19 protein-coding genes are annotated in these 24,758 nt (G+C 73.8%); 10 read left to right on the top strand and 9 right to left on the bottom strand.

From position 1 onward, the window contains the following. Positions 1–136: 136 nt before the first annotated feature. The 5 genes from ABZ861_RS17030 to ABZ861_RS17010 form a co-directional block, all read right to left on the bottom strand. Positions 137–544: a VOC family protein gene (locus ABZ861_RS17030; RefSeq protein WP_361630536.1), complete on the bottom strand. Its 408-nt coding sequence runs from the start codon at positions 542–544 to the stop codon at positions 137–139. Positions 545–775: 231 nt separating this feature from the next. Next, positions 776–2,161 carry a hypothetical protein gene (locus ABZ861_RS17025; protein ID WP_361630533.1) on the bottom strand — a complete coding sequence of 462 codons (1,386 nt, stop codon included), beginning with the start codon at positions 2,159–2,161 and terminating at the stop codon, positions 776–778. Next, positions 2,143–2,886, bottom strand: coding sequence for an ATP-binding cassette domain-containing protein (locus ABZ861_RS17020; RefSeq protein ID WP_361630530.1), 744 nt, complete (start codon positions 2,884–2,886; stop codon positions 2,143–2,145). Before ABZ861_RS17020 ends, ABZ861_RS17025 begins: the two co-directional genes overlap by 19 nt. 295 nt (positions 2,887–3,181) lie before the next feature. Beyond that, entirely contained in the window at positions 3,182–4,561 is a 1,380-nt protein-coding gene (locus ABZ861_RS17015; protein WP_361630527.1) for an aspartate aminotransferase family protein, read from the bottom strand. Continuing rightward, a complete protein-coding gene (locus ABZ861_RS17010; protein WP_361630524.1) occupies positions 4,546–5,070 on the bottom strand; it encodes an Lrp/AsnC family transcriptional regulator in 525 nt (174 codons plus the stop codon). Before ABZ861_RS17010 ends, ABZ861_RS17015 begins: the two co-directional genes overlap by 16 nt. Before the next feature lie 170 nt (positions 5,071–5,240). Between ABZ861_RS17010 and ABZ861_RS17005 the strand changes: the two genes are divergently transcribed. After that, complete coding sequence (locus ABZ861_RS17005; protein ID WP_361630521.1) at positions 5,241–6,689, top strand: gamma-aminobutyraldehyde dehydrogenase; 1,449 nt, start codon at positions 5,241–5,243, stop codon at positions 6,687–6,689. A 118-nt stretch (positions 6,690–6,807) separates the two neighbouring features. Here the strand turns inward: ABZ861_RS17005 and ABZ861_RS17000 are convergent, their stop codons facing one another. Next, the gene (locus ABZ861_RS17000; RefSeq protein ID WP_361630518.1) at positions 6,808–7,491 is read right to left on the bottom strand and encodes a glycerophosphodiester phosphodiesterase; all 684 of its coding nucleotides are present in this window, start codon (positions 7,489–7,491) and stop codon (positions 6,808–6,810) included. A gap of 64 nt (positions 7,492–7,555) precedes the next feature. Further along, entirely contained in the window at positions 7,556–8,605 is a 1,050-nt protein-coding gene (locus ABZ861_RS16995) for an adenosine deaminase (protein WP_361630515.1), read from the bottom strand. 430 nt (positions 8,606–9,035) lie between these two features. Here ABZ861_RS16995 and ABZ861_RS16990 point away from each other — a divergent pair, with 430 nt between their 5' ends. The 7 genes from ABZ861_RS16990 to ABZ861_RS16960 all read left to right on the top strand — a co-directional run bounded on the left by ABZ861_RS16990 (position 9,036) and on the right by ABZ861_RS16960 (position 16,859). Beyond that, positions 9,036–10,577 carry a gamma-aminobutyraldehyde dehydrogenase gene (locus ABZ861_RS16990; RefSeq protein ID WP_361630512.1) on the top strand — a complete coding sequence of 514 codons (1,542 nt, stop codon included), beginning with the start codon at positions 9,036–9,038 and terminating at the stop codon, positions 10,575–10,577. Positions 10,578–10,623: 46 nt separating this feature from the next. Then, positions 10,624–11,871, top strand: coding sequence for a spermidine/putrescine ABC transporter substrate-binding protein (locus tag ABZ861_RS16985; protein WP_361630509.1), 1,248 nt, complete (start codon positions 10,624–10,626; stop codon positions 11,869–11,871). Positions 11,872–11,873: 2 nt separating this feature from the next. Further along, positions 11,874–13,046, top strand: coding sequence for an ABC transporter ATP-binding protein (locus ABZ861_RS16980; protein ID WP_361630506.1), 1,173 nt, complete (start codon positions 11,874–11,876; stop codon positions 13,044–13,046). Next, positions 13,046–13,975 (top strand): ABC transporter permease, encoded by a 930-nt coding sequence (locus tag ABZ861_RS16975; protein WP_361630503.1) that lies wholly within the window; start codon positions 13,046–13,048, stop codon positions 13,973–13,975. Before ABZ861_RS16980 ends, ABZ861_RS16975 begins: the two co-directional genes overlap by 1 nt. Position 13,976: 1 nt before the next feature. Beyond that, entirely contained in the window at positions 13,977–14,777 is an 801-nt protein-coding gene (locus ABZ861_RS16970) for an ABC transporter permease (protein ID WP_361630500.1), read from the top strand. Between the two features lie 29 nt (positions 14,778–14,806). Then, the gene (locus ABZ861_RS16965) at positions 14,807–16,231 is read left to right on the top strand and encodes an FAD-dependent oxidoreductase (protein WP_361630497.1); all 1,425 of its coding nucleotides are present in this window, start codon (positions 14,807–14,809) and stop codon (positions 16,229–16,231) included. A 178-nt stretch (positions 16,232–16,409) separates the two neighbouring features. Next, a complete protein-coding gene (locus tag ABZ861_RS16960; protein WP_361630494.1) occupies positions 16,410–16,859 on the top strand; it encodes a hypothetical protein in 450 nt (149 codons plus the stop codon). A 55-nt stretch (positions 16,860–16,914) separates the two neighbouring features. Here the strand turns inward: ABZ861_RS16960 and ABZ861_RS16955 are convergent, their stop codons facing one another. Together ABZ861_RS16955 and gabT are read right to left on the bottom strand one after the other, a co-directional pair. Next, positions 16,915–17,535, bottom strand: a complete 621-nt coding sequence (locus tag ABZ861_RS16955) for a phosphatase PAP2 family protein (RefSeq protein WP_361631026.1) — start codon at positions 17,533–17,535, stop codon at positions 16,915–16,917. Positions 17,536–18,038: 503 nt separating this feature from the next. Then, positions 18,039–19,373, bottom strand: coding sequence for a 4-aminobutyrate--2-oxoglutarate transaminase (gene gabT / locus ABZ861_RS16950; RefSeq protein ID WP_361630491.1), 1,335 nt, complete (start codon positions 19,371–19,373; stop codon positions 18,039–18,041). Positions 19,374–19,874: 501 nt separating this feature from the next. On the opposite strand from gabT, the gene ABZ861_RS16945 reads away from it, so the two are divergent. Together ABZ861_RS16945 and ABZ861_RS16940 are read left to right on the top strand one after the other, a co-directional pair. Then, on the top strand, positions 19,875–22,250 hold the full coding sequence (locus tag ABZ861_RS16945; RefSeq protein ID WP_361630488.1) for an ATP/GTP-binding protein: 2,376 nt from the start codon (positions 19,875–19,877) through the stop codon (positions 22,248–22,250). Between the two features lie 575 nt (positions 22,251–22,825). Beyond that, on the top strand, positions 22,826–24,487 hold the full coding sequence (locus ABZ861_RS16940) for a PucR family transcriptional regulator (RefSeq protein WP_361630485.1): 1,662 nt from the start codon (positions 22,826–22,828) through the stop codon (positions 24,485–24,487). Positions 24,488–24,758: the final 271 nt, after the last annotated feature.

Here is a 24,758-nt window from a genome sequence, read left to right as displayed (position 1 = left end):
GGAGCCCCGCAAGGGCGTTGACTTTACCTATTTGTTAATCACCGGGATGTTTGACGGGTCGACAGTCTTCTCGATCCCGTCAAACGAGGGCGAACCGGCGAACCGGCGTCACCTCCCCGGCGCCCCGGCCTCCGGGTCAGCTCTGCACCGCCGCCGGGTCCATCCACATGACCTCCCAGGTGTGGCCGTCGAGGTCGTCGAAGGCGCGGCCGTACATGTGCCCGTAGTCCTGCGTCTCGCCGCTCGCGGAGCCGCCGGCCGCGAGGGCCCGGTCCACCAGTTCGTCGACCTTCTCGCGGCTCTCCGCGCTCAGGCAGAGCAGCACCTCGCTGGTCCGGGTGGAGTCGGCGATCTCCTTCTTCGTGAAGCCCGCGTAGTGCTCCTTGCCGAGCAGCATCACGACGATGGTGTCGCTGATCACGACGCAGGCGGACTGGTCGGTCGTGAACTGCGGGTTGAGCGAGAAGCCGAGCTGGGTGAAGAACTCCTTCGCCGCGGCCACGTCGGCGGTGGCGAGGTTCACGAAGATCATCTGCTGGTACACGGTGGGTCTCCCGTCGAGGTGCGGGCCCTGCCGCGCCGGTCGCGGCGCCCGCGTGTGTCGCAGAGATGGACCGGGGCCGCGCGCCGAACTCATCGGCCCCGGCGATCTTTTTCCGCCGCCCCCGCTCTCCGGCCGTCCCCCGCCCCCGGCGGGGGGGGCGAGGGACGTGAGGCGAGGAGACGTTCTCCCGGCCGCCGCCTCCCGGCCGTCGCCTCCCGGCCCGCTGAGGTCTCAGCGGACCAGGGGCAGCGCGGCCAGGTCCGCGATCACCAGGGTGAGCGGGACGAAGAGGACCAGCAGGGCGGCGGCGCGCAGCGCGGCGGCGCGGCGCAGGGCCGAGGCGGGCGCGCCCAGCCGCCGCAGGGCGTCCCGGGCCCCGGCGCGCGCCTGACGCGCCTCCACGGCCGCGCTGAGCAGCGCTCCCAGCGTGCAGCCCGCTACGAGCACACCGCCCAGGGCGGTCAGCGGGCCGAGCAGCGACCGGCCGCCGTCGTCGTGCAGCGCGGTCAGCGCGTACGCCCCCGAGGCCACCGCGCACACGACGCCCAGCGGGCGGCCGATCCGGCCCGCCTCCGCCATCAGGATCCGCCCGGCGAGCAGACGGACCGCCCCGGGCCCGGCCGCCTGGAGCAGGCGACCGCACAGGTACGTCAGGCCGGGTCCGGCGAGGGCCAGTCCGAGCGCGGTCAGCAGCCAGCCCACGAGCACCGGCGCGGAGTCGGCGGCCAGGCCGCCGGGCAGCGCGGCGGCCGAGCCGGCGGGGGCGCCGGGAGCGCGGCCCGCGTACGCCTCGACGCAGAGCCCGGCGGCGAGCACGGCGACGCCCCAGGGCAGGCCGGTGGGGGCCCGGTGCGGCGGGAGCGGGCGGTGCGGGTCTCCTTCCCGGGCGGCCCGCTCGTCCCGGGCGTCGGCCGCGCCGTCCGCCGGGGCGTCCGGGGTCGTCGCGGTCCGGGCGTCACCCCGTTCAACGACGGCGACGGCGACGGCTGCGTTGCCGGTGCGGGCTTCGTCCGGCTCCGCGGCCCGCTGTTCCGCGGGCGGTCGCGGCGCCGGCTCGCCGTCCGCGGGCCGCGCCGTGCGGCCGCCCCGCGCCGTCGCGCCGCCACGGTCCTCGCGGGGGCGCAGGGTCAGCGCCACGGCGGCCGACGCGATCGACGGGACGGTCGCCAGCAGGGTCAGCACCCCGGCCACCGGCAGCCCCTTCCCCGCCGCCGTGAACCCAGGGGCCGTGCCGTGCGGCAGGGCCGCGAGGTCGCCGCGCAGGTGCAGGAAGAGCAGCAGCGCGAGCAGTGTGCCGAAGGCGCAGGACAGCGCGGTCGTGACCGCCGAGACGGCCATCATCCGGCCGGGCCCGAGACCGAGCGCGGACAGGGCGGCGCGGGGGCGCACGCCGGGGTCGGTGCGGGCCACCGCGACCGCCAGGTACGCGGTCGCGGCCAGCGGCGCCGCGCACCAGGAGAGCCGCAGCAGCGCGGCGTGCGCGTCGTCCGGGTGGCTCAGGGCGTGGCCCAGGCTGCTCAGCAGGAGGAAGCCCGTGCCCGCCGAGGCCGCCGCGACCGCGCACCGGCGGAGCTGGACAGCGGGCCGCGCGACGCGGGTCAGACGGAGAGCGAGCACGCCGCCCGGCCTTCCGTCGCGTCGCCGGTCGGCGGCAGGTGGACGGTCTTCACGCGCCGGCCGTCGAGCAGCGGCACCGTGCGGTCGGCCAGGGCGGCCGTCTCCGCGTCGTGGGTGGCCAGCACGACCGTGATGCCGTGGGAGCGGGACGCCGTGGTGAGCGTGCGCAGGACGTGGGCGCGGTCGGCCCGGTGCAGCGGGGCCGTGGGCTCGTCGGCGAACAGCACCGTCGGCGCGGGCGCCAGCGCGCGGGCGACGCACACGCGCTGCCGCTCGGCCTGCCGCAACTGGTGCGGGCGCCTGCGGGCCAGCTCGCCCACGTCGAGCCGTTCCAGCCACTCCAGGGCGGCCGCCTTGGCCCGGCGCCGGCCGGTGCCGCGCAGCATCAGCGGCAGGGCGGCGTTCTCCCACACGTTCAGCTCGGGCACCAGCGAGGGGACGGGGTCGATCCAGCCGAACCGGTCGCGGCGCAGCCGTTCGCGGGCCAGCGGGCCGAGGGTGTGGACGGGGGCGCTGTTGAACCACACCTCGCCCTGGCGCACCCGCAGCATGCCGGACAGGCACCGCAGCAGGGTCGTCTTGCCGCTGCCGCGCGGTCCGGCCACGGCGAGGATCTCGCCCTCGCGGACGCCGAGCGAGACGCCGCCGAGCGCGGGGGAGCCGTCGTCGTGGGTGTAGTGCAGGGCGCGTGCCCAGAGCAGTTCGTCGTCCGGCGGGGCCACCATGGCGTACACCTCGGTTCGGAGCAGGAATGCCGCGGGGGTTGCCGTGCGGGTCCGTGGAATCCCTCGCGCGCATCCCCCGTACGGGGGAACGAAGGCGGACCCGATCGGTCACGTGGCACGCTAGGCAGCCGAGGCGGGCAGGCCGGACGCCACGCGGCCCCGGGCCGCCGTTTCCCACTCGAACGGACGGCGCCGGAGCCGGTGATGATCATCTGATCGGAGGTACGCGCCCGGGACGCTCACCGTGTCCGGCAGCGTGCGGGACGCTCACCCCGTCCGGGACCGTCCGGCGCGGTCACAGCTTGGTCCACGCCTCCGTCAGCGTCGCGCGCAGGATCTGCTCGATCTCGTCGAAGGTCTCCTGGGTGGAGATCAGCGGCGGGGCGAGCTGGACGACCGGGTCGCCGCGGTCGTCGGCGCGGCAGTACAGGCCGTTGTCGTACAGGGCCTTGGAGAGGAAGCCGTACAGGACGCGCTCGGTCTCCTCGTCGTCGAAGGTCTCCTTGGTGGTCTTGTCCTTCACCAGCTCGATGCCGTAGAAGAAGCCGGCGCCGCGGACGTCGCCGACGATCGGCAGGTCGTGCAGCTTCTGGAGGGTGGACAGGAACGCGGACTCGTTGTCCAGGACGTGCTGGTTCAGCCCCTCGCGCTCGAACAGGTCGAGGTTGGCCAGGCCCACCGCGGCGGAGACCGGGTGGCCGCCGAAGGTGTAGCCGTGCAGGAAGGTGTTGTCGCCCTGGTAGAACGGCTCGGCCAGGCGGTCGGAGACGATGCACGCGCCGATGGGGGAGTAGCCCGAGGTCATGCCCTTGGCGCAGGTGATCATGTCCGGCACGTAGCCGAACTTGTCGCAGCCGAACATCGTGCCCAGGCGGCCGAAGGCGCAGATCACCTCGTCGGAGACGAGCAGCACGTCGTACTGGTCGCAGATCTCGCGCACCCGCTGGAAGTAGCCGGGCGGCGGCGGGAAGCAGCCGCCGGCGTTCTGCACCGGCTCCAGGAACACAGCGGCGACGGTCTCCGGGCCCTCGAAGAGGATCTGCTGCTCGATCTGGTCGGCGGCCCAGCGGCCGAACGCCTCCGGGTCGTCGCCGAAGAGCGGGGCGCGGTAGATGTTGGTGTTGGGAACCTTGTGCGCACCCGGCACCAGCGGCTCGAACGGGGCCTTCAGACTCGGCAGACCTGTGATGGACAGGGCGCCCTGCGGGGTGCCGTGGTAGGCGACCGCGCGGGAGATGACCTTGTGCTTGGCGGGCTTGCCGGTCAGCTTGAAGTACTGCTTGGCGAGCTTCCAGGCGGTCTCCACGGCCTCGCCGCCGCCGGTGGTGAAGAAGACCTTGTTCAGGTCGCCCGGCGCGTGGTGGGCCAGGCGCTCGGCCAGCTCCACGGCCTTGGGGTGGGCGTAGGACCAGACCGGGAAGAACGCCAGCTCCTGCGCCTGCTTGAACGCGGTCTCGGCCAGCTCCGTGCGGCCGTGCCCGGCCTGCACCACGAACAGGCCCGCGAGGCCGTCCAGGTAGCGCTTGCCCTTGTCGTCGAAGACGTAGGCGCCCTCGCCGCGCACGATGGTCGGCACGGGGGAGTTCTCGTACGAGGACATGCGGGTGAAGTGCATCCACAGGTGGTCGTACGCGGTGCGGCTGAGGTCCTGGCTCACGGTTATCGGGTTCCCCACATGTAGGTCTGCTTCTTGAGCTTGAGGTAGACGAAGCTCTCGGTGGAGCGCACGCCGGGCAGCGCCCGGATGCGTTTGTTGATGACGTCCAGCAGGTGGTCGTCGTCCTCGCAGACGATCTCGGCGAGGACGTCGAACGAGCCCGCGGTCATCACCACGTACTCGACTTCCGGCATGTCGGTCAGCGCGTCCGCCACGGAGTCGACGTCGCCCTCTACATGCACCCCGACCAGCGCCTGCCTGCGGAACCCCACGGTGAGCGGGTCCGTCACGGCGACGATCTGCATGACGCCCTGGTCGAGCAGCTTCTGCACGCGCTGGCGCACGGCCGCCTCGGAGAGCCCGACGGCCTTGCCGATGGCCGCGTACGGCCGGCGGCCGTCCTCCTGAAGCTGCTCGATGATCGCGAGGGAGACGGCGTCCAGTTGGGGGGTGCCGCTCCCGTTGCGGGACTCGCGGGAGGAGTCCCTCTGCTCTGCGCTTCGACTGGCCACGCCCTCACTGTGCACGACGTCTCAACCGTGTCGCAACCCTCATTCAATGAAATTCGTTGTCTGGGTGACCTTGAGATACGGATTTCGCAGAAGGGGCCGGGTCGGGGGTGTTGAGAACGCGGGCGGGCGGACTAGGGTGGTGTCTCAGCGATCGGACATCTAGAACCAGACCAGGAGGGCCGGCAGTGAGCACCGAGCTGGCACGGCTGCGCAGGCTACGCAACTACATCGCCGGCGAGTTCCGGGACGCCGCCGACGGACGGACCACCGAGGTGGTCAACCCCGTGACGGGCGAGGCGTACGCGACCGCGCCGCTGTCCGGTCAGGCGGACGTCGACGCCGCCATGGCGGCGGCCGCGGCGGCCTTCCCGGGCTGGCGCGACGCCACTCCGGCGGAGCGGCAGAAGGCGCTGCTGAAGATCGCGGACGCGTTCGAGGAGCGGGCCGAGGAGCTGATCGCGGCCGAGGTGGAGAACACGGGCAAGCCGATCGGGCTGACCCGCACCGAGGAGATCCCGCCGATGGTCGACCAGATCCGCTTCTTCGCGGGCGCGGCGCGGATGCTGGAGGGCCGTTCGGCCGGCGAGTACATGGAGGGGCTGACGTCCATCGTCCGCCGCGAGCCGGTGGGCGTCTGTGCCCAGGTCGCGCCGTGGAACTACCCGATGATGATGGCCGTGTGGAAGTTCGCCCCGGCGATCGCGGCGGGCAACACGGTCGTCCTCAAGCCCTCGGACACCACCCCGGCCTCCACGGTCCTGATCGCCGACATCGTCGGCTCGATCCTGCCCGAGGGCGTCTTCAACGTCGTCTGCGGCGACCGCGACACCGGCCGCCTGATGGTCGAGCACTCCACCCCGGCGATGGCCTCCATCACCGGCTCCGTCCGCGCCGGCATGTCGGTCGCCGAGTCCGCCTCCAAGGACCTCAAGCGGGTCCACCTGGAGCTGGGCGGCAAGGCGCCGGTCGTCGTCTTCGAGGACACCGACATCGACAAGGCCGTCGAGGACATCTCGGTCGCGGGCTTCTTCAACGCCGGCCAGGACTGCACGGCCGCCACCCGCGTGCTGGTGCACGAGGCGATCCACGACGCGTTCGTCTCCGCGCTCGCCAAGGCCGCCGAGGACACCAAGACCGGCCTGCCGGACGACGAGGACGTGCTCTTCGGTCCGCTCAACAACCCCCACCAGCTCCAGCAGGTCGCCGGGTTCATCGAGCGGCTGCCCGCCCACGCCAAGGTCGAGGCCGGCGGCCACCAGGTCGGCGAGCGGGGCTACTTCTACGCCCCGACCGTGGTCTCGGGTCTGAAGCAGGACGACGAGATCGTGCAGAGGGAGGTCTTCGGCCCGGTCATCACCGTGCAGTCCTTCGCGGACGAGGACCAGGCGGTGGAGTGGGCCAACGGCGTCGAGTACGCCCTCGCCTCCTCGGTGTGGACCAAGGACCACTCCCGCGCCATGCGGATGTCCAAGAAGCTCGACTTCGGCTGCGTGTGGATCAACACCCACATCCCGCTGGTCGCCGAGATGCCGCACGGCGGCTTCAAGAAGTCCGGCTACGGCAAGGACCTCTCGGGCTACGGCTTCGAGGACTACACCCGCATCAAGCACGTGATGACGTCGCTCGACGCGTGAGGTGAGCGACGCGTGAGGTGAGCGGCGCGGCGGCGCCGGCGCGCGGCCCCGGACGAAGCACAGGCCGTCCGGGGCCGCGGCGCGTGTGGGGCGGGTCCGTACAGGCCGCGGTCGGGCGTCAGCGGTCGCGTAGCGTGCACAGCAGGCCGACGCGGTTCGTCGTGATCGAGTCGGCGCCCAGGCGGATCAGGCGGCGCAGCGAGCGGCCAGTGTCGGGGGTCCAGACCGACAGCAGCATGCCGTCGCGGTGGACGCGGGCGGCGAGTTCGCGGTCGACCAGGCCGAAGCGGCAGTTCAGCCAGCGGGGGCGCACCGCGTCCAGCAGAGCGGCGCGCGGGGGCGCCAGCGTCGTCCAGGTGAGGGCGATCTCGGCGGCGGAGTCGGCCGCGCGCACGGCGAGCATCGTCTCGGCGCCCGCGCAGTAGTACACCCGGTCCCGCGCCCCGCACTCGCCGATCACATCGACGATCCGGCGCACCGAGCGCGGATCGGGGGCGCCGGGCAGGTCGACCATCACCCGGCTGCCCTCCGTCGCGGAGAGCGCCTCCACCAGGGTGGGCGCCCCGCCCGCCGTCAGGTCCCGTACCTCCTCGGCGGACAGCGAGCGCAGCGGCAGGTCGTGGCCCCACAACCGCTTCAGGGAGTCGTCGTGCAGGAGCACCGGGACGCCGTCTCGGGTCAGCCGCACGTCGATCTCCACCGCGTCCGCGCCCTGGTTGAGCGCGGAGCGGAGGGAGAGGATCGTGTTCTCGCGGAAGCGGTAGGGGTCGCCGCGGTGGCCTACGGCGGTCACGGTCTGCATGGCCCCCATTGTGTCCGCTGCCTTTCCCGCCGCGGGGTTCAGGGCGCGAGCCAGCGCGCGGGGTTCAGGGCGCGAGCCAGCGCGCGGTGTAGGCGTCGATCTCGTCGGCGATGCGCGCCTTGCCGCCCGCGTCCAGGAAGGAGGCGTGCACCGCGTTCTTGGCCAGCTCGGCGATGCCCCGCTCGTCCAGGCCGAGCAGCCGGGCGGCGGTGGCGTACTCGGCGTTGAGGTCGGTGCCGAACATCGGCGGATCGTCGGAGTTGACCGTGACGACGACGCCGGCCTCGACGAACTTCTTGAGGGGGTGCTCGTCGAGGGTGCGGACGGCCCGGGTGGCGATGTTGGAGGTCGGGCAGACCTCCAGCGGGATGCGGTGCTCGGCCAGGTGCGCGAGCAGCTTCTCGTCCCTGGCGGAGCTGGTGCCGTGGCCGATCCGCTCGGCGCGCAGCTCGGTCAGCGCGTCCCAGACCGTCTCGGGCCCGGTCGTCTCGCCCGCGTGCGGGACCGAGTGCAGCCCGGCGGCGATGGCCTGGTCGAAATACGGCTTGAACTGGGGGCGCGGCACGCCTGCTTCGGGTCCGCCGAGGCCGAAGGACACCAGTCCCTCCGGGCGCAGCCGGTCGTCGGTGGCGAGCCGGACGGTCTCCTCCGCCGACCGCAGCCCGGCCTCGCCGGGGATGTCGAAGCACCAGCGCAGCACGGTGCCGAAGTCGGCCTCGGCCGCCTTGCGGGCGTCCTCGACGGCGTCCATGAAGGCGCGTTCGTCGATGCCGCGGCGTACGGAGGAGTACGGCGTGATGGTCAGCTCGGCGTAACGGACCTGCTGGCGGGCCATGTCGCGGGCCACCTCGTACGTCAGCAGGCGGACGTCCTCGGGGGTGCGGACCAGGTCGACGACGGACAGGTACACCTGGATGAAGTGGGCGAAGTCCGTGAACGTGAAGTAGTCGGCGAGGGCTTCGGGGTCGGTGGGCACCTTGGAGTCCGGGTGCCGGGCGGCCAGTTCGGAGACGATCCGGGGGGAGGCGGAGCCGACGTGGTGGACGTGCAGTTCGGCCTTGGGCAACCCGGCGATGAAGGCGTGCGGATCGCGGGGTGCGTGCTGCTCGGTCAAGAGGTCCCTCCCGGAACGGCGCCGGGGCCCCGGAAGCGGGCACGACGCGGGTGATCGGCTGATCGAATGAGCACAGCCATCGTAGGCGCACCCCACGCGCCGCCGAACGCCACGCCCGCGCGCCCGCCCCAGCCCAGCGCCCTCGGGCATGCCACCGCGCTGAGCCTTCGCACCCGCCCCACCACAAGGCCCGCGCGCCCGCCGCCGTGCGGAACCCATGCACGCGAGTGTCGCAGGCGCCACGGACAGTCCGTACTGCCTTCTCGCGGTGGGCTTGACATCTGGTCGACAGATTCCGTCGCGTAACCAAAAGGCAACAACGGAATCACTTGTTGACACCCTGTTGCTCTGTCAGGATCGACACTCATATCGAGCTGGAGCTACGCCAGCCGCCGCTGTGGACACCAGGGCGTCGGCAGAGGAGAGCGACATGCACAAGCCGGGCGCCGCGCCCCCGGAGCGATTCCCCGCACAGGACCGCTTCGCGGACGGCGCGCAGTACATCGCCGGACGCCTGACCCGGGGCGGCTCGGGCCGCACGCACCGCGTGGTCGATCCGGCCACCGGCGAGGACGTCCTCGCCTACGAGCTGGCGGGCGCCGAGGACGTCGACGCCGCGGTCGCCGCCGCCCGCGAGGCGTTCCCCGGCTGGGCGGGCGCCACGCCCGGCGAGCGCTCCGACGCGCTGCACCGCCTCGCCCGCGTGCTCGCCGAGCAGGCCGAGGACCTGGCCCGCGCGGAGTCCCTCCAGTGCGGCAAGCCGCTGAAGCTGACCCGCGAGTTCGACGTGCCGGGCACGGTCGACAACGCCGCCTTCTTCGCGGGCGCCGCCCGCGGTCTCCAGGGCCAGTCGGCGGGGGAGTACTCGGGCGACCACACCTCCTACGTCCGCCGCGAGCCGATCGGCGTGGTCGGCGCCGTCGCGCCGTGGAACTACCCGCTCCAGATGGCCGCCTGGAAGATCCTCCCGGCCATCGCCGCGGGCAACACGATCGTCCTGAAGCCCGCCGAGCTGACCCCGCTGACCTCGCTGATGTTCGCCCAGGCCGCGACCGAGGCGGGAATCCCGGACGGTGTGGTCAACGTCGTCACCGGGACCGGGAAGGCCGCGGGCGAGCGCCTGGTCGGGCATCCGGACGTGGCCATGATCTCCTTCACCGGGTCCACCGCCGTCGGCCGCCGCGTCGCCGAGATCGCCGCAGGCGGCGTCAAGCGGCTCCACCTGGAGCTGGGCGGCAAGGCCCCGTTCGTGGTCTTCGACGACGCCGACCTGGAGGCCGCGGTGCACGGCGCCGTCGCGGGCGCGCTGATCAACACCGGCCAGGACTGCACGGCGGCCACCCGCGCCTACGTGCAGCGGCCGCTGTACGAGGCGTTCGTCGAGCGGACGGCCGCGCTGATGGAGACGGTCCGGCTCGGCGACCCGTTCGCCCACGGCGCCGACCTCGGCCCGCTGATCTCGCACGCGCAGCGCGACCGGGTCGCCGCCTTCGTCGACCGGGCCCGCTCCCACGCCCGCGTCGTGACCGGCGGCGAGGCCCCGCAGGGCGCGCTGAAGCACGGCGCCTACTACCGGCCCACCCTGGTCGCGGACGCCGCGCAGGACAGCGAGATCGTCCAGGCGGAGATCTTCGGCCCGGTGCTGGTCGTCCTGCCCTTCGACCACGACGACGAGGGCGTCCGGCTCGCCAACGACACCCCGTACGGGCTGGCCGCCTCCGCGTGGACCCGCGACGTCTACCGGGCGGGCCGCGCCACCCGCGAGATCAAGGCCGGGTGCGTCTGGGTCAACGACCACATCCCGATCGTCAGCGAGATGCCGCACGGCGGACACAAGTCCTCCGGCTTCGGCAAGGACATGTCCGCGTACTCGTTCGAGGAGTACACCCAGATCAAACACGTCATGTTCGACAACACCGCGGTGGCCCGCAAGGACTGGCACCGCACGATCTTCGGGGACAGGCAGCCGTAACCCGGCCCGTGACCAGGGCGAACCCTTCCGAAAGGGCACCACGCGCATGGAGCAGTACGAGCCCGATCGCCGGCCGGCGGCGCAGGCCGCCGCCGTACGGCGCAGCTTCCGGGGCGGCCGGGCCGCCCTCACCCGGCGGTCCCTGCTGCGCGCCTCCTCGGTCGGGGCGCTGGCCGCCGGCGGACTCGGCGCGCTGACCGGCTGCGGCATCCCCGCGGCCGGCACGACGCGGGGCGGCGCCGCGAGCGAGGACCACTCGGCCCTGGAGAAGACCGTCGCCTTCTCCGACTGGCCCGAGTACATCGACGTCGACGCCGGCGGCAAGCACCACCCGACGCTGGAGACGTTCACCCGGCGCACCGGCATCAGCGTCGAGTACACCGAGGACATCAACGACAACGACGAGTTCTTCGGCAAGATCAAGCCGCAGCTCGCCGCGGGCCAGGACACCGGCCGGGACCTCATCGTCCTCACCGACTGGCTGGCCGCCCGCGTCATCCGCCTGGGCTGGGCGGAGAGACTCGACCCGGCCCGCCTGCCGCACGCCTTCGCCAACCTTGCCGACCAGTTCCGCAGCCCCGACTGGGACCCCGGACGCGCCTACTCCTACCCCTGGCAGGGCGTGTCCACCGTCATCGCCTTCAACAAGAAGGCGCTGGACGGCGTCGAGGTGAAGTCCGTCTCCGACCTCCTGGACAACCCCCGCCTCAAGGGGCGGGTCGGCTTCCTGTCCGAGATGCGCGACAGCATCGGCATGACCCTGCTCGACATGGGCAAGGACCCGGCGACGGTCACCGCCGACGACTACGACGCGGCCGTCGCCCGCCTCCAGAAGGCCGTGGACGACGGCCAGATCCGCCGCTTCACCGGCAACGACTACACCTCCGACCTCGCCAAGGGCGACCTGGCCGCCTGCGTCGCCTGGGGCGGCGACGTGGTCCAGCTCAAGGCGGACAGCCCGGACGTCGACTACGTCATCCCGGACAGCGGCTACATGACGTCCACCGACAACCTGCTCATCCCGCGCAAGGCGCGCCACCAGCAGAACGCGGAACGGCTCATCGACTTCTACTACCAGCCCGAACAGGCCGCCGCGCTCGCCGCCTACGTCAACTACGTGTCTCCCGTCGCGGGCGTCAAGCCCTACCTGGCGAAGATCGACCCCGCCGCGGCCGAGAACCCGCTGATCGTCCCCACCAAGGAGACGGCGGCCAAATCTCATTCCTTCCGCGCCCTGAGCGAGACGGAAGCGACGGCCTACGAGAAGAAGTTCGCGAAGCTCACAGGGGCGTGACGATGAAGACGACGACAGACGCGACGACGGACCGCGGCGGCGACGTCCGCCTCTCGCGGATCAGCAAGCGCTACGGCGGCTTCACCGCCGTCCACCCGCTGGACCTCACCGTGCCGCAGGGCGCCTTCTTCGCCCTGCTCGGCGCCTCCGGCTGCGGCAAGACCACCACCCTGCGCATGATCGCCGGCCTGGAGGAGCCCACCCAGGGCGCCGTCTTCCTCGGCGACCAGGACGTGACCCGCCTGCCGCCGTACAAGCGGCCGGTGAACACGGTCTTCCAGTCCTACGCCCTCTTCCCGCACCTGGACGTCTTCGAGAACGTCGCCTTCGGCCTGCGCCGGCGCGGCGTCAGGAGCGGTGTGCGCAAGCAGGTCGAGGAGATGCTGGACCTGGTCCAGCTCGGCGAGCAGGCGCGCAAGAAGCCGCACCAGCTCTCCGGCGGCCAGCAGCAGCGCGTCGCCGTGGCCCGCGCCCTGATCAACCACCCCAAGGTGCTGCTGCTCGACGAACCGCTCGGCGCGCTGGACCTCAAGCTGCGCCGCCAGATGCAGGGGGAGCTGAAGCGCATCCAGACCGAGGTCGGCATCACCTTCGTGCACGTCACCCACGACCAGGAGGAGGCCATGACCATGGCCGACACGATCGCGGTGATGAACGCGGGCCGGGTCGAGCAGCTCGGCTCGCCCGCCGACCTCTACGAGAACCCGCGGACCACGTTCGTCGCGAACTTCCTCGGCACCTCCAACTTCGTCGAGGCCGAGGTCGACTCCGCGAGCGGCGACGAGATCGTGCTCACCGCGGGCGGCGGCAAGCTGCTCCTGCCCCGGGCCCGGTGCGCGGCGCCGGCCGCGGCCGGCGGCCGGGTGCTGGCGGGCGTGCGCCCGGAGAAGGTCTCCCTCACCCACGCCGACGACGCCGGAGCGATACCCGAGGGCCGCAACCGCGTCACCGGACGGATCGCCGACGCCGGCTTCCTCGGCGTCAGCACGCAGTACGTCGTCGACAGCCCCGTCTGCTCGCGCTTCGAGGTCTACGCCCAGAACATCGACCGCGACCCCCGGCTCACGCCCGGCGCCGAGGTCGTCCTGCACTGGAGCCCCGCCCACACCTTCGGCCTGGACGCCGGACAGGACGCGGGCGCGGGCGTGCGCTCCGACGAGGAGGAGGCCGCCTGATGGCCGTCACCGCCGAGGCGCCGCCCCCGCTCGCGCCCGCCGCCCCCGAGCCGGGGCCGCCGCGCGCCCGGGGCCGCCTCACCCCGTACTGGCTGCTGCTGCCCGGCATCCTCTGGCTGGTCGTCTTCTTCGCCCTGCCGCTGGTCTACCAGGCGTCCACGTCCGTGCAGACCGGCTCCCTGGAGCACGGCTACAAGGTCACCTGGCACGTCGCGACCTACGGGGACGCGCTGTCGCAGTACTGGCCGCAGTTCCTGCGCTCGGTCCTGTACGCGGCGGCCGCGACGTTCCTGTGCCTGCTGCTCGGCTACCCGCTGGCGTACCTGATCGCCTTCCGGGCGGGCCGCTGGCGCAACGTGATCATGGTCCTGGTGATCGCGCCGTTCTTCACCAGCTTCCTGATCCGCACCCTGGCCTGGAAGACGATCCTGGCCGACGACGGCCCGGTCGTCGGCGCCCTGCACGCCCTGGGCGTCCTGGACGTGACCGACTGGCTGGGCTGGACGGCGGGCGACCGCCTGCTGGCCACCCCGCTCGCCGTGGTGTGCGGGCTGACCTACAACTTCCTGCCGTTCATGATCCTGCCGCTCTACACGTCGCTGGAGCGCATCGACGGCCGGCTGCACGAGGCGGCGGGCGACCTGTACGCCAAGCCCTTCACCGCCTTCCGCAAGGTCACCTTCCCGCTGTCCATGCCGGGCGTGGTCTCCGGAACGCTGCTGACCTTCATCCCGGCCGCCGGCGACTACGTCAACGCCGACCTGCTCGGCTCCACCGACACCCGCATGGTCGGCAACGTCATCCAGACGCAGTTCCTGCGCGTCCTGGACTACCCGACCGCCGCGGCCCTCTCCTTTCTCCTGATGGCGGCGATCCTCGTCATGGTCACCGTCTACATCCGCCGCTCCGGGACGGAGGATCTGGTCTGACATGGCCGTCGTCACCTGGCTCAAGCGCCGTCTCGTCGTCCTCGCCGGACTGTGCACGCTCGGCTACCTCCTGCTGCCGAACGTCGTCGTCACGGTCTTCTCCTTCAACCGCCCCAAGGGCCGCTTCAACTACCAGTGGCAGCGGTTCTCCACCGACGCGTGGAAGGACCCCTGCGGCGTCGCCGACCTGTGCGGCTCGCTGTCGATCAGCCTCCAGATCGCCGTGTGGGCCACCCTCGGCGCCACCGTCCTGGGCACGATGATCGCCTTCGCGCTGGTCCGCTACCGCTTCCGCGCCCGCGGCGCGGTGAACTCGCTGATCTTCCTGCCGATGGCGATGCCCGAGGTCGTCATGGCCGCCTCGCTGCTCACCCTGTTCCTCAACCTGGGCGCCCAGCTCGGCTTCTGGACCATCCTGATCGCCCACGTCATGTTCTGCCTCAGCTTCGTCGTCACCGCCGTCAAGGCCCGCGTGATGTCGATGGACCCGAGGCTGGAACAGGCCGCGCAGGATCTGTACGCCGGGCCGTTCCAGACGTTCCTGCGGGTCACGCTGCCGATCGCGGCCCCCGGGATCGCCGCCGGCGCGCTGCTCGCCTTCGCGCTCTCCTTCGACGACTTCATCATCACCAACTTCAACGCGGGCGCCACCGTCACCTTCCCCATGTTCGTGTGGGGATCGGCCCAGCGCGGAACGCCCGTGCAGATCAACGTGATCGGGACGGCCATGTTCGTCGTCGCCGTCCTGCTCACCCTGGCCTCCATGGCCCTCGCCGACCGCCGCACCAAGCACCGGGCCTGACCGAAAGACCCCCGTAGGGAGCTGAGATCATGGCCCCGAACGCCATGAGCCGCACCGACTGGACGACGTCCCTGGCCGAGGCCCAGCCGGTCCCGTACTGGCTGGACGACCCCGGCCGCCCCCGCCCCGAGCCCGCCCTCACCGCCGAGGAGACCCGCGACCTGCTGGTCGTCGGCGGCGGCTACAGCGGGCTGTGGACCGCGCTGATCGCCAAGGAACGCGACCCGGAGCGGGACGTGGTCCTGGTGGAGGGCCGCGAGGCCGGCTGGGCCGCGTCCGGCCGCAACGGCGGCTTCTGCGCCGCCTCCCTGACCCACGGCCCGGTCAACGGCCTCACCCGCTGGCCCGGCGAGATCCACGCCCTCCAGAACCTGGGCGCCCGCAACCTGGACGCCATCGAGGCCGCGGTCGTCCGCCACGGCATCGACTGCGACTTCGAGCGCACCGGCGAGATCGACGTCGCCACCGAGCCCTACCAGGCAAGGGAGTTGAAGGACCGGCACGCGGAGCTGGAACGGAACGGGCTGGCCGCGGACACCGAGTTCCTCGACCGGGACGCGGTCCGCGAACAGGTCGCCTCGCCCACCTTCGAGGCCGGCCTGTGGGACCGCCGGGGCGTCGCCATGGTCCACCCGGCCAGACTCGCCTGGGGCCTGAAGCGGGCCTGCCTCCGGCTCGGCGTCCGGATCTACGAGCACACCCCCGCCCTCGCCCTGAAGCCGTCCGGCGCCGGCATGGCGGTCCGCACCCCCTACGGCCGGATCCGCGCCCGCCGGGTCGCGCTCGGCACCAACGTCTTCCCCAACCTGGTCAGACGGGTCCGCCCGTACACCGTCCCGGTCTACGACTACGCCCTGATGACCGAGCCGCTCACCGCCGACCGGCTGGCGTCGATCGGCTGGAAGAACCGCCAGGGACTCGGCGACAGCGCCAACCAGTTCCACTACTTCCGGCTCACCGCCGACCACCGCGTCCTGTGGGGCGGCTACGACGCCGTCTACCCCTACGGCGGCCGGGTGCGCGCCGAGTACGACCACCGCCCGGAGACGTACGCCCGGCTCGCCGGGCACTTCTTCACCTGCTTCCCGCAACTGGAGGGCGTCCGCTTCACCCACGCCTGGGGCGGGGCGATCGACACCTGTTCGCGCTTCTCCGCGTTCTTCGGCACCGCCCACCAGGGCAGGACGGCGTACGCCGCCGGGTACACCGGCCTGGGCGTCGGGGCGACCCGCTTCGGCGCCGAGGTGATGCTCGACCTGCTCGCCGGAGAGCGCACCGAGCGCACCGAACTGGAGATGGTGCGCCGCAAGCCGCTGCCCTTCCCGCCGGAGCCGTTCGCCTGGACCGGCATCGCCCTCACCAAGTGGTCGCTGGCGCGGGCGGACGCGCACGGCGGCCGGCGCAACCTGTGGCTGCGCTCGATGGACCGGCTGGGCCTGGGCTTCGACAGTTGAACCGGCGCGGGGCGCTCGCCTGAACGGCGCGGGGCGGCCGCCTCCCGCCCCGGCTGCGCGCCGGTTCACTCCATCGGGGCGCCCGGACCCGCGTAATGCGCCGCGGGGACCTCCCTCTCTCGTCGTGGACGCCGCCCGCGTCCGGAACGGAAGCAGGACGGGACAGGGAGGTCTTTCCATGACGCGTGCGAAGACGGCGGTCGAATGGCTGGCATCCGTCGCACCGGATCCCCGGGCCTGCCGCCGGGAGTGGGAGCGCGACCCGCACGCCCCCGCGCTGCTGCCCGCGGGCAAGGCGTGGGACGTCCTCATCCTGCCGGGCGACCTCGGCTACCCCACGCTGGACGTGCTGACCCGCGTCCTGGACCAGGTCGGCCCGGTGCTGGCCGACTTCGGCGACGCGCGGCTGGGCTTCCTGGTGCCGCCGGGCACGGCGGCGCGCTGGCTGGGCACCGGCGTCCGCAGCGCCGGACCCGGCGTCTGGATCGTGGTCCCCTGCCCGGGGCGCACCGCCGGGACGGTGCGCTGGCTGATCCCGCCGGACGGCTCCGGCACCCTGACCGATCCCGCGCTGCTGGAGATGGCGATGCACGAGGCGGCGGCCAGGACGGCGGAGGAGGACGGCTGACGCGGGCGGCGCGGCCCCCGTCCCGCGGCCGCCCCGGGCGCCCGCCGCCGGCGGGTCATCCGGACCCTGGGCGGGCGCGCCGGAGGACGGGCCCGGCGACGGCGAGCAGCGGCGTCAGCAGCACGGCGCACAGGCACCAACTGGCCACCACGTCCAGCGGCCAGTGATAGCCGCGCCGCACCAGCCCGTAGGAGACGCCCAGCACCAGCGCCGCGCACACGCCCACCACGGCGCGCCGTGCGCGGGCGCCGCGCAGCACGGGGCGCAGCACCAGGGCCGCGGCGCCGTAGGCGACGCCGGCGGTGGCCGCGTGCCCCGAGGGGTAGTACCCGACCCCGGGCGGCATCACCGCGGTCCCGTGCCGCGCGGTCCACTCCTTGAGCGGCACGACCAGCGCGGGCAGCAGCGCCGTCAGCACGGCCGCGGCCAGGGGCGCCGCCCACCAGCGGGCCGCGCCCGCGGCGCGCGCCCGCCGCGCCGCCCAGACGAGCGCGGCCGCCAGGACCGGCACGGCGACCGTCGCGTCGCCGAGGTCGGCGAGAAACTGCCCGGTGCGGTCCGGGACCAGCAGGGCGTGGCTGACGCTCCGGTCCAGCCCGAGGAGCGGGCCGGAGGCCGCCACCTGCCAGGTGATCACCGCGAAGAGCACGGCGGGCAGCACGGCGAGGGAGAGCAGGAACCCGCTTCGCCGCCGGTCGCGGCGCCCGGACGGGGCGGCCGGGGGCGCGGACTGCGGGGCGGGGTCGTGGTGCGGAGCGGGGTCGGGGTGGGTCGGCACGGGCCCAGCTTCGCAGAGTCCCGGCATGCCGAAGGGCCGGCGCAAGAGGGGGGATCCGCGCCGGCCCGTCGGAGAGAAACGGCCGTTCCACGTCAGCGACCGTCCGATACGGAACGTCGCGCGCCCCGGGGGGTGTGGGGCGAGCGACCGTCCGATCGGTGAGGAGACCCGGAGCCCGAGGGCGCCGGTCGGTGTGCGCGAGGCACGAACCAGGTCGAAGCTGGGGAGGCCGCGGCCTGATGCCGCCCACGGTCACCCGTGGGCGGGTGTATCTCTCATCTGGAACAGAACCTACGGCAGCCGGGGGCCCGAGGACAGCAGGACGGGCATCCCGCCATCCTCCCCGCACACGTTCTTCACATGCCCTGCCCCTGAATCCGTCACCTGTGCGAACACCGCGCTCAGATGCGCGCGAACGCCTGCTCGATGATGTCCAGGCCCTCGTTCAGGAGGTCGTCGCCGATGACGAGCGGGGGCAGGAAGCGGAGCACGTTGCCGTAGGTGCCACAGGTCAGGACCAGCAGGCCCTCAGCGTGGCAGGCCTTGGCCAGCGCGGCGGTCGCCTCGGGGTGCGGCTCCTTGGTCGCGCGGTCCTTGACCAGCTCGACGGCGATCATCGCGCCGCGGCCCCGGACGTCGCCGATGACGTCGAACTTCTCGGCCATGGCGGTCAGGCGCGCCTTCATGAGCGCCTCGATGTCCTTCGCCCTGGCGTTGAGGTCCTGCTCCTTCATCGTCTCGATCGCGCCGAGCGCGCCCGCGCAGGCCACCGGGTTGCCGCCGTAGGTGCCGCCGAGGCCGCCCGCGTGCGCGGCGTCCATGATCTCGGCGCGGCCGGTCACAGCGGCGAGCGGGAGGCCGCCGGCGATGCCCTTGGCCGTGGTGATCAGGTCGGGGACGATCCCCTCGTCCTCGCAGGCGAACCACTGGCCGGTGCGGCAGAAGCCGGACTGGATCTCGTCGGCGACGAAGACGATGCCGTTGTCCGCGGCGTACTGGCGGATCGCGGGCAGGAAGCCCTTGGCCGGCTCGATGAAGCCGCCCTCGCCGAGCACCGGCTCGATGATGATCGCGGCCACGTTGTCCGCGCCGACCTGCTTGCTGATCTGGTCGATGGCCTGCGCAGCGGCCTCCGGGCCCGCGTTCTCCGGGCCGGTCGGCCAGCGGTAGCCGTAGGCCACCGGAACGCGGTAGACCTCGGGGGCGAACGGACCGAAGCCGTGCTTGTACGGCATGTTCTTCGCCGTGAGCGCCATGGTCAGGTTCGTACGGCCGTGGTAGCCGTGGTCGAAGACGACGACCGCCTGCCGCTTGGTGTAGGCGCGGGCGATCTTGACGGCGTTCTCGACCGCCTCGGCGCCGCTGTTGAACAGCGCGGACTTCTTGGCGTGGTCGCCCGGCGTCAGCTCGGCCAGCGCCTCCGCGACGGCCACGTAGCCCTCGTAGGGGGTGACCATGAAACAGGTGTGGGTGAAGTCGGCGAGCTGCGCGGAGGCGCGGCGGACGACGGCCTCGGCGGAGGCGCCGACCGAGGTCACCGCGATGCCGGAGCCGAAGTCGATGATGCGGTTGCCGTCGACGTCCTCGACGATGCCGCCGCCGGCACGTGCGACGAAGACCGGGAGCGTGGAGCCCACGCCCTGCGCGACCACGGCCGTGCGCCGGGCCTGCAGCTCCTGCGACTTCGGGCCGGGGATGGCGGTGACGACGCGGCGCTGCTGCTCAAGTGCGGTCATGGGGGGCTCCCTGGTGAGATCTTGCGTGTCGTGCGCGCGGGGGCGTAGGGGACGCGATTCCTTCTTTTCTCGCAGGTTAGGTCGATGGCCGCGGCGTGGGCATGCTCCATGTGGGCGTTGTCCGCGCTCACCCTTGTCCGCGGTGGACAGAGAGGGGGGCGGGCGGGCGCGCCGGGGACGGGACCGTCCGCTGGCGCGGCTCGCCGCGCCGTCGGTGAACTCCCCTTGCGCGAGCGTTAGATTGACTCGCTGACGGTGCACGGAACGGCTGGCCAGGGGGCACGGGAGATGGACGACGGAACGCAGGACGCCCGGGGCGCGCGCCCGCAGCACGCGCACCCGGTGCCGCGCCCGGCGCCGCCGCGGGACGCCCCCGCGGCGCCGCCCCGGCCCGCGCGGCCGCCGGATGCGGCGGGCGCGTGGGCCGAGGCGGGCTCGCCGCATGCTCCGGGTGCGCCGAATGCGCCGGGCGTGCCGGATGCGGCGGGCGTGCCGGATGCGATGGGTGCGGTGGATGCGACGGGTGCGGCGGGCGCCTGGGCCGGGGCGGGCGCGGCGGGCGCGTGGACCGGGGCGGGCGCGGCGGAGAAGGCGGGCGCCTGGGAGCAGGACCGGTACCGGCCGCCCGCGCCGCGCAACCCCGTCGCCGACTGGCTCGACGCCCCCCGTCCGGCCGCCGCGACCGGTATCTGGCGCCTGGGTCACCGTCCGCCCAAGGACGCCGCCGACCGGCTGCCGCCCATGGCGCTGGCCGGGCTGCTCATCCCACTGGCCGCCGGCCTGCTCGTATGGGTCCTGTGGCTGCACGGCGCCGTGCCCTACGAGCGGGTGCCGTTGAGGATGCTCACTCCCGCCGACTGGTGGTGGAGCGGCACCGACGCGCCCAGGACCGATCAGGGCAGCGAGGCCGCGGTCGTCTACGACGGCGTCTTCTTCCTCGTGCTCGTGTTCGCCGTGGGGCGCCTGGGCGGCTGGTCCGTGGTGTCACGGTTCCTCGCCGACCGCCCGCAGCCCGCGCGGGCACGGCTCGCCGCCCTCGGCGCCGTCGTCGTGGTGATCCTCCTCTACTCCGGCGACGTCTCCGGCGGCGGCAACCCGCTGCCGCTCTTCGACTACGTCTTCGCCCTGATCCTGCTGATCCCCGGCGGCTACGAGCTGTTCCACGTGCCGCTGCTCACCCTCGCCCTGTACGCGCTCGTCACCGCCCTGGTCCTGTGGCCCTTCGCCCGTGTCGGCGGCTGGTGGACGTACGCCAAGAAGATCGCCGCCCGCCCGGGGGCGGCCGCCGGTCCGGCCGCGGCCCCGGTCGCGGACCTGCCCCGCTCGCAGTGGCCCGCCCTGCGCCACGCCGGGCAGCACCAGGCCGCCGACCTGCTCACCGCCGAGGTGGCCGCCGGGCGGATGACCGACGTCGACTGCGCCCGGGTGGAGCGCGCGTGGAGCGAGGCCCGGCGCGCGGCGCGGCTCGCCGCCTTCACCGACACGGTGCTGCGCGGGGGAGCGGCCGCCTGGACCCACCCGTCCGGGGCCCGCGACCTGCCGGGCCGCACCGCACCGCACGACCTGCTGGAAGGGCAGGTGCGCCTCGGACGCTGGACGCCGGGGGAGCGGACGCCCCGCGCCTACCACGGGGCGGGCGCCGCCGTCGGGCCGGACACCCTGGGCGCCTCGCTGCTCCTGGTCGGACCGCCCGGCTCGGGCAAGACCCGGCACGTCACCGCGCCGGTCGCGGAGGCGCTCGCGCTCCAGGCGCTCACCGGGGGCTGCGCCCTCGTCGCCGTCGGCGCGGCCGGGGCGCCGCTCGGCGCGGACGCGGCCTACGACGTGGTGGTGCGCCTCGGAGACCCGGCCTCCGTCCACGACCTCGACCCCTACGCGGAGTCCGACGACCCCGACGAGGCCGCCGCGTTCCTCGCCGAGGCCCTGGTCGGGGACCTCGACACCGTGAGCGGCCCGCATGCCGCCACCGCCCTCGCCCAGCTCCTCGGCCCCTACCGCGCGGTGCACGGCCGCTTCCCGCCGCTGCCCGAGCTGCGCGAGCTGCTGGAGGGCGACCCGGGCGCCCTGGCCGCTCTGCGTGCGGGCCTGACCGACCGGCACGCCGCGATGCGCCGCGAACTCGACGCCCGGATGCGGCAGGCGGGCGGCGCGGCCGACGTCGGGCCGGCCCTGGCCGGCCGGCTGGCCCTGCTCGACCGGCCGGTTTTCGCCTCGTTCTTCGGCGCCGCCGCGACGGGCGGCAGGGCGTTCTCGCTGCGCGCCGTCGCCCACCACCCGCTGCGGGTCCGCGTCGACCTGCCCGAACGCGGACACGAGGAGGCCAACCGGCTGCTCACCCGGCTGGTCCTCGCCCAGTTCCACGCCGTGACCCGCGACGGCGGGCGCCCGCACTTCGCCTGCCTGGTCCTCGACGACGCCACCGGGTGCGTCACCGCCGAGTCGGTGCGCCGCGTCCAGCGGCTGCGCGCGCACCACGCCGGGGTCGTCCTCGCGCTGCGCACCCTCGCCGACGTCCCCGAGCCCCTGCACGGCCCGCTGCTGGGCGCCGTCGGCTGCCGGATGACGCTGGCCGGGATCACCACCTGGGACGGCAGCCGGTTCGCACAGGCCTGGGGCACCGAATGGGTGGAGACGACGGAGGTCGCGAAGCACACCGTCTTCGCCGCCCAGCCGATGACCCGGGCCCTGCACGCCCTGCGCAAGCTGCTCACCGGACGGGCGGTGACCACCGACGCGGTGACCACCAAGCAGGTGGAGCGGGAGCGTTGGTCCGCCTCCGAGCTGGCCCACCGGGTCCCGCCGGGGCACGCGGTGCTGTCGCTGACCAGCGTGCGGGGCGAGCACGCGCCGCCGCTGCTGGTGGACCTGCGGGGCTGACGCGGGGGGTGGTGCTTCTGTGGGGCGCACACCGGTCTTGGTGAGCCTGCGGGGCTGGCACCGGGCCTGGTGAGCCTGCGGGGCTGAACACCGGGCCCGGGGGCTTGCGGGGCTGGCACCGGGCCGCATGGTCGCGTCAGACGGGGGGCGCGCTGGGTGGCCGCCGGACGCCCGCCGGACGCCTGCCGGACGCCTGCCGGGCGCCAGCCGAGCGCCCGAGCGCCCGGCCAGGGCCGCGTGCCCCCCCGCCCGGCCAGGGGCGGCGCGCCCACCCCCGCCCGGACGTCCGGCCGGAGGCCGCCCTGCCACACGCCCGGCGTACGCGGCCGCGTGGCCGACCGTGTGGACGCCCCGGCGCGCGGGGACCGTACAGTGAGGCAGAATCGACAGAGGCCGTTCATACGCGGCGGCCAAAGATCGCCCTTCCTCATCGCCTCGCCACGCGTCCCCGGACGCGCTCCCGCCCCCTCACGCATCAGCGCGCGCCCCGAGTTCTCCGCGCCCCCTCGCCCCGCTCGCCCCCCTTCTCCTTCTCTCCCGTCCCCGCCCTGAGACCCCGCAGCCCTGAAGGCCCGATGCCCCCGACGCTCGCCTCGCTCGTCCACCACTCCGCGCTCAAGCTGACCGTGCGCGCGGGCGGGGACCGCCTGGACGTGCCCGTCCGCTGGGCGCACGTCAGCGAACTCGCCGACCCCGTCCCCTACATGGAGGGCGGGGAACTGCTGCTGGTCACCGCGCTCAAACTGGACGCAGAGGACCCCGAGGCCATGCACCGCTACGTGAAGCGGCTGGTCGGCGCCGGAGTGGTGGGGCTCGGCTTCGCGGTCGGCGTCAACTACGACGAGATCCCGCAGGCGCTGCTCGACGCGGCCGAAGAGGAGGGCCTGCCCCTGCTGGAGGTGCCCCGGCGCACCCCCTTCCTCGCCATCAGCAAGGCGGTCTCCGCCGCCATCGCCGCCGACCAGTACCGCTCGGTCACCGCGGGCTTCGCCGCCCAGCGGGAGCTGACCAAGCACGCGCTGAACGCCGGCCCCGAGGGGCTGCTCGCCGCGCTCGCCGCCCAGGTCGACGGCTGGGCGGCCCTCTACGACGCCTCGGGCGCCGTCGTCGCCGCCGCACCCGAGTGGGCGGGCCGCAGAGCGGCCCGGATCACCGCCGACGTCGAACGGCTGCGGGACCGGCCCGCGCCCGCCAGCGCGGTCGTCGCCGGCGGACCGGAGGCCGAGGACCGGATCGAACTGCACTCCCTCGGCACCGGCCGCCGCCCCCGCGCCGCGCTCGCCGTCGGCACCGCCGCTCCACTGGGCACCGCGGAGCGGTACGCGGTGCACTCCGCCGCCGCCCTGCTGACCCTCGTCACCGAGCGCTCGCGCTCGCTGCACGCCGCCGAGCAGCGGATCGGCGCGGCCGTGCTGCGCCTGCTGCTCACCGGCCAGCCCGACCACGCCCGCGCCGTCGCCGGGGGACTGTACGGCGCTCTGCTGGACGCGCCGTTCCGGCTGATCGTCGCCGAGTCGGTCCCGGCGCCCGCGGCGCGGGCGCACGCCGACGGGCCTGCACGCGGGCAGGCCGTCGCGTCCGACGCCCTGCCGGCCGGGACCGGCGGCACGGGGGCCGCGCTCGCGACTCTCGCCGAGGTGGCGGAGTCGGCCGCCGCCCGGTCCGGGGAGGCCGTCCTGGTCGTCCCCGACGGGGAGCGCCTCGTCGTGCTGGCCGGGGACGGCAGCGCCGCCGCGGCGGCGTGCGGCGAGTACGCCGCCGCCCTGGAGGCCGCCCGCGCCGCCGGGCCCGAGCAGACGGCCCGCGACGAGGACGGACTGGTCGTCGGCCTGTCCGCACCGGCCGGGCCGGTCGCGGCCGCCGCAGCGTACAAGCAGGCCGAGCAGGCGCTGTCGGTGGCGCGGCGGCGCGGCCGGGTCCTGGTCGAGCACGAGCAGCTCGCCTCGGGATCCGTGCTGCCGCTGCTGGCGGACGACGCGGTGCGGGCCTTCGCGGACGGGCTGTTGCGGGCGCTGCGCGAGCACGACGCGACCGGACGCGGCGACCTCGTGGCCTCGCTGCGGGCCTGGCTGTCGCGGCACGGCCAGTGGGACGCGGCGGCGGCCGACCTCGGCGTCCACCGGCACACCCTCCGCTACCGGATGCGCCGGGTCGAAGAGATCCTGGGCCGCTCCCTGGACGATCCGGACGTCCGCATGGAACTGTGGCTGGCCCTGAAGACCACATCGAGGGACTGACCCTCATCACCCCTGCCAGTCCGTCTGGTGCGTCCTGTCCTGCGGGTCCGCCCGGGGCGTACTGTCCTGCCGCCCGCCCGATGCTTCCTGCTCTCCCGGTCTTCCCAGTCCGCCCGGCGCCTCCTGCTCTTCGGCTTCTTTCCCTGCTTCCGGTCCTACCGGTACTTCCCGGCCTCCCGGCCTCCCGGCCTCCCGGCCTCCCGGCCTCCCGGCCTCCCGGCCTCCCGGCCTCCCGGCCTCCCGGCCTCCCGGCCTCCCGGCCTCCCGGCCG

The organism is Streptomyces sp. NPDC046985 (assembly GCF_040644415.1).
Classification (GTDB): domain Bacteria; phylum Actinomycetota; class Actinomycetes; order Streptomycetales; family Streptomycetaceae; genus Streptomyces.
The sequence above is the reverse complement of the archived record's forward strand: the minus strand, read 5'-3'. Positions and strand labels throughout refer to the sequence as shown.

Excerpts from the sequence above, each read along its gene's own strand:
- ABZ861_RS16985 (WP_361630509.1), top strand. The coding sequence starts at position 10,624 with ATGGAGCAGTACGAGCCCGATCGCCGGCCGGCGGCGCAGGCCGCCGCC.
- ABZ861_RS16965 (WP_361630497.1), top strand. The coding sequence starts at position 14,807 with ATGGCCCCGAACGCCATGAGCCGCACCGACTGGACGACGTCCCTGGCC.
- ABZ861_RS16940 (WP_361630485.1), top strand. The coding sequence starts at position 22,826 with ATGCCCCCGACGCTCGCCTCGCTCGTCCACCACTCCGCGCTCAAGCTG.
- ABZ861_RS17020 (WP_361630530.1), bottom strand. The coding sequence starts at position 2,886 with ATGGTGGCCCCGCCGGACGACGAACTGCTCTGGGCACGCGCCCTGCAC.
- ABZ861_RS16970 (WP_361630500.1), top strand. The coding sequence starts at position 13,977 with ATGGCCGTCGTCACCTGGCTCAAGCGCCGTCTCGTCGTCCTCGCCGGA.
- ABZ861_RS16975 (WP_361630503.1), top strand. The coding sequence starts at position 13,046 with ATGGCCGTCACCGCCGAGGCGCCGCCCCCGCTCGCGCCCGCCGCCCCC.
- ABZ861_RS16990 (WP_361630512.1), top strand. The coding sequence starts at position 9,036 with ATGCACAAGCCGGGCGCCGCGCCCCCGGAGCGATTCCCCGCACAGGAC.
- ABZ861_RS17000 (WP_361630518.1), bottom strand. The coding sequence starts at position 7,491 with ATGCAGACCGTGACCGCCGTAGGCCACCGCGGCGACCCCTACCGCTTC.
- ABZ861_RS16945 (WP_361630488.1), top strand. The coding sequence starts at position 19,875 with ATGGGTGCGGTGGATGCGACGGGTGCGGCGGGCGCCTGGGCCGGGGCG.
- ABZ861_RS16960 (WP_361630494.1), top strand. The coding sequence starts at position 16,410 with ATGACGCGTGCGAAGACGGCGGTCGAATGGCTGGCATCCGTCGCACCG.
- ABZ861_RS16980 (WP_361630506.1), top strand. The coding sequence starts at position 11,874 with ATGAAGACGACGACAGACGCGACGACGGACCGCGGCGGCGACGTCCGC.
- gabT (WP_361630491.1), bottom strand. The coding sequence starts at position 19,373 with ATGACCGCACTTGAGCAGCAGCGCCGCGTCGTCACCGCCATCCCCGGC.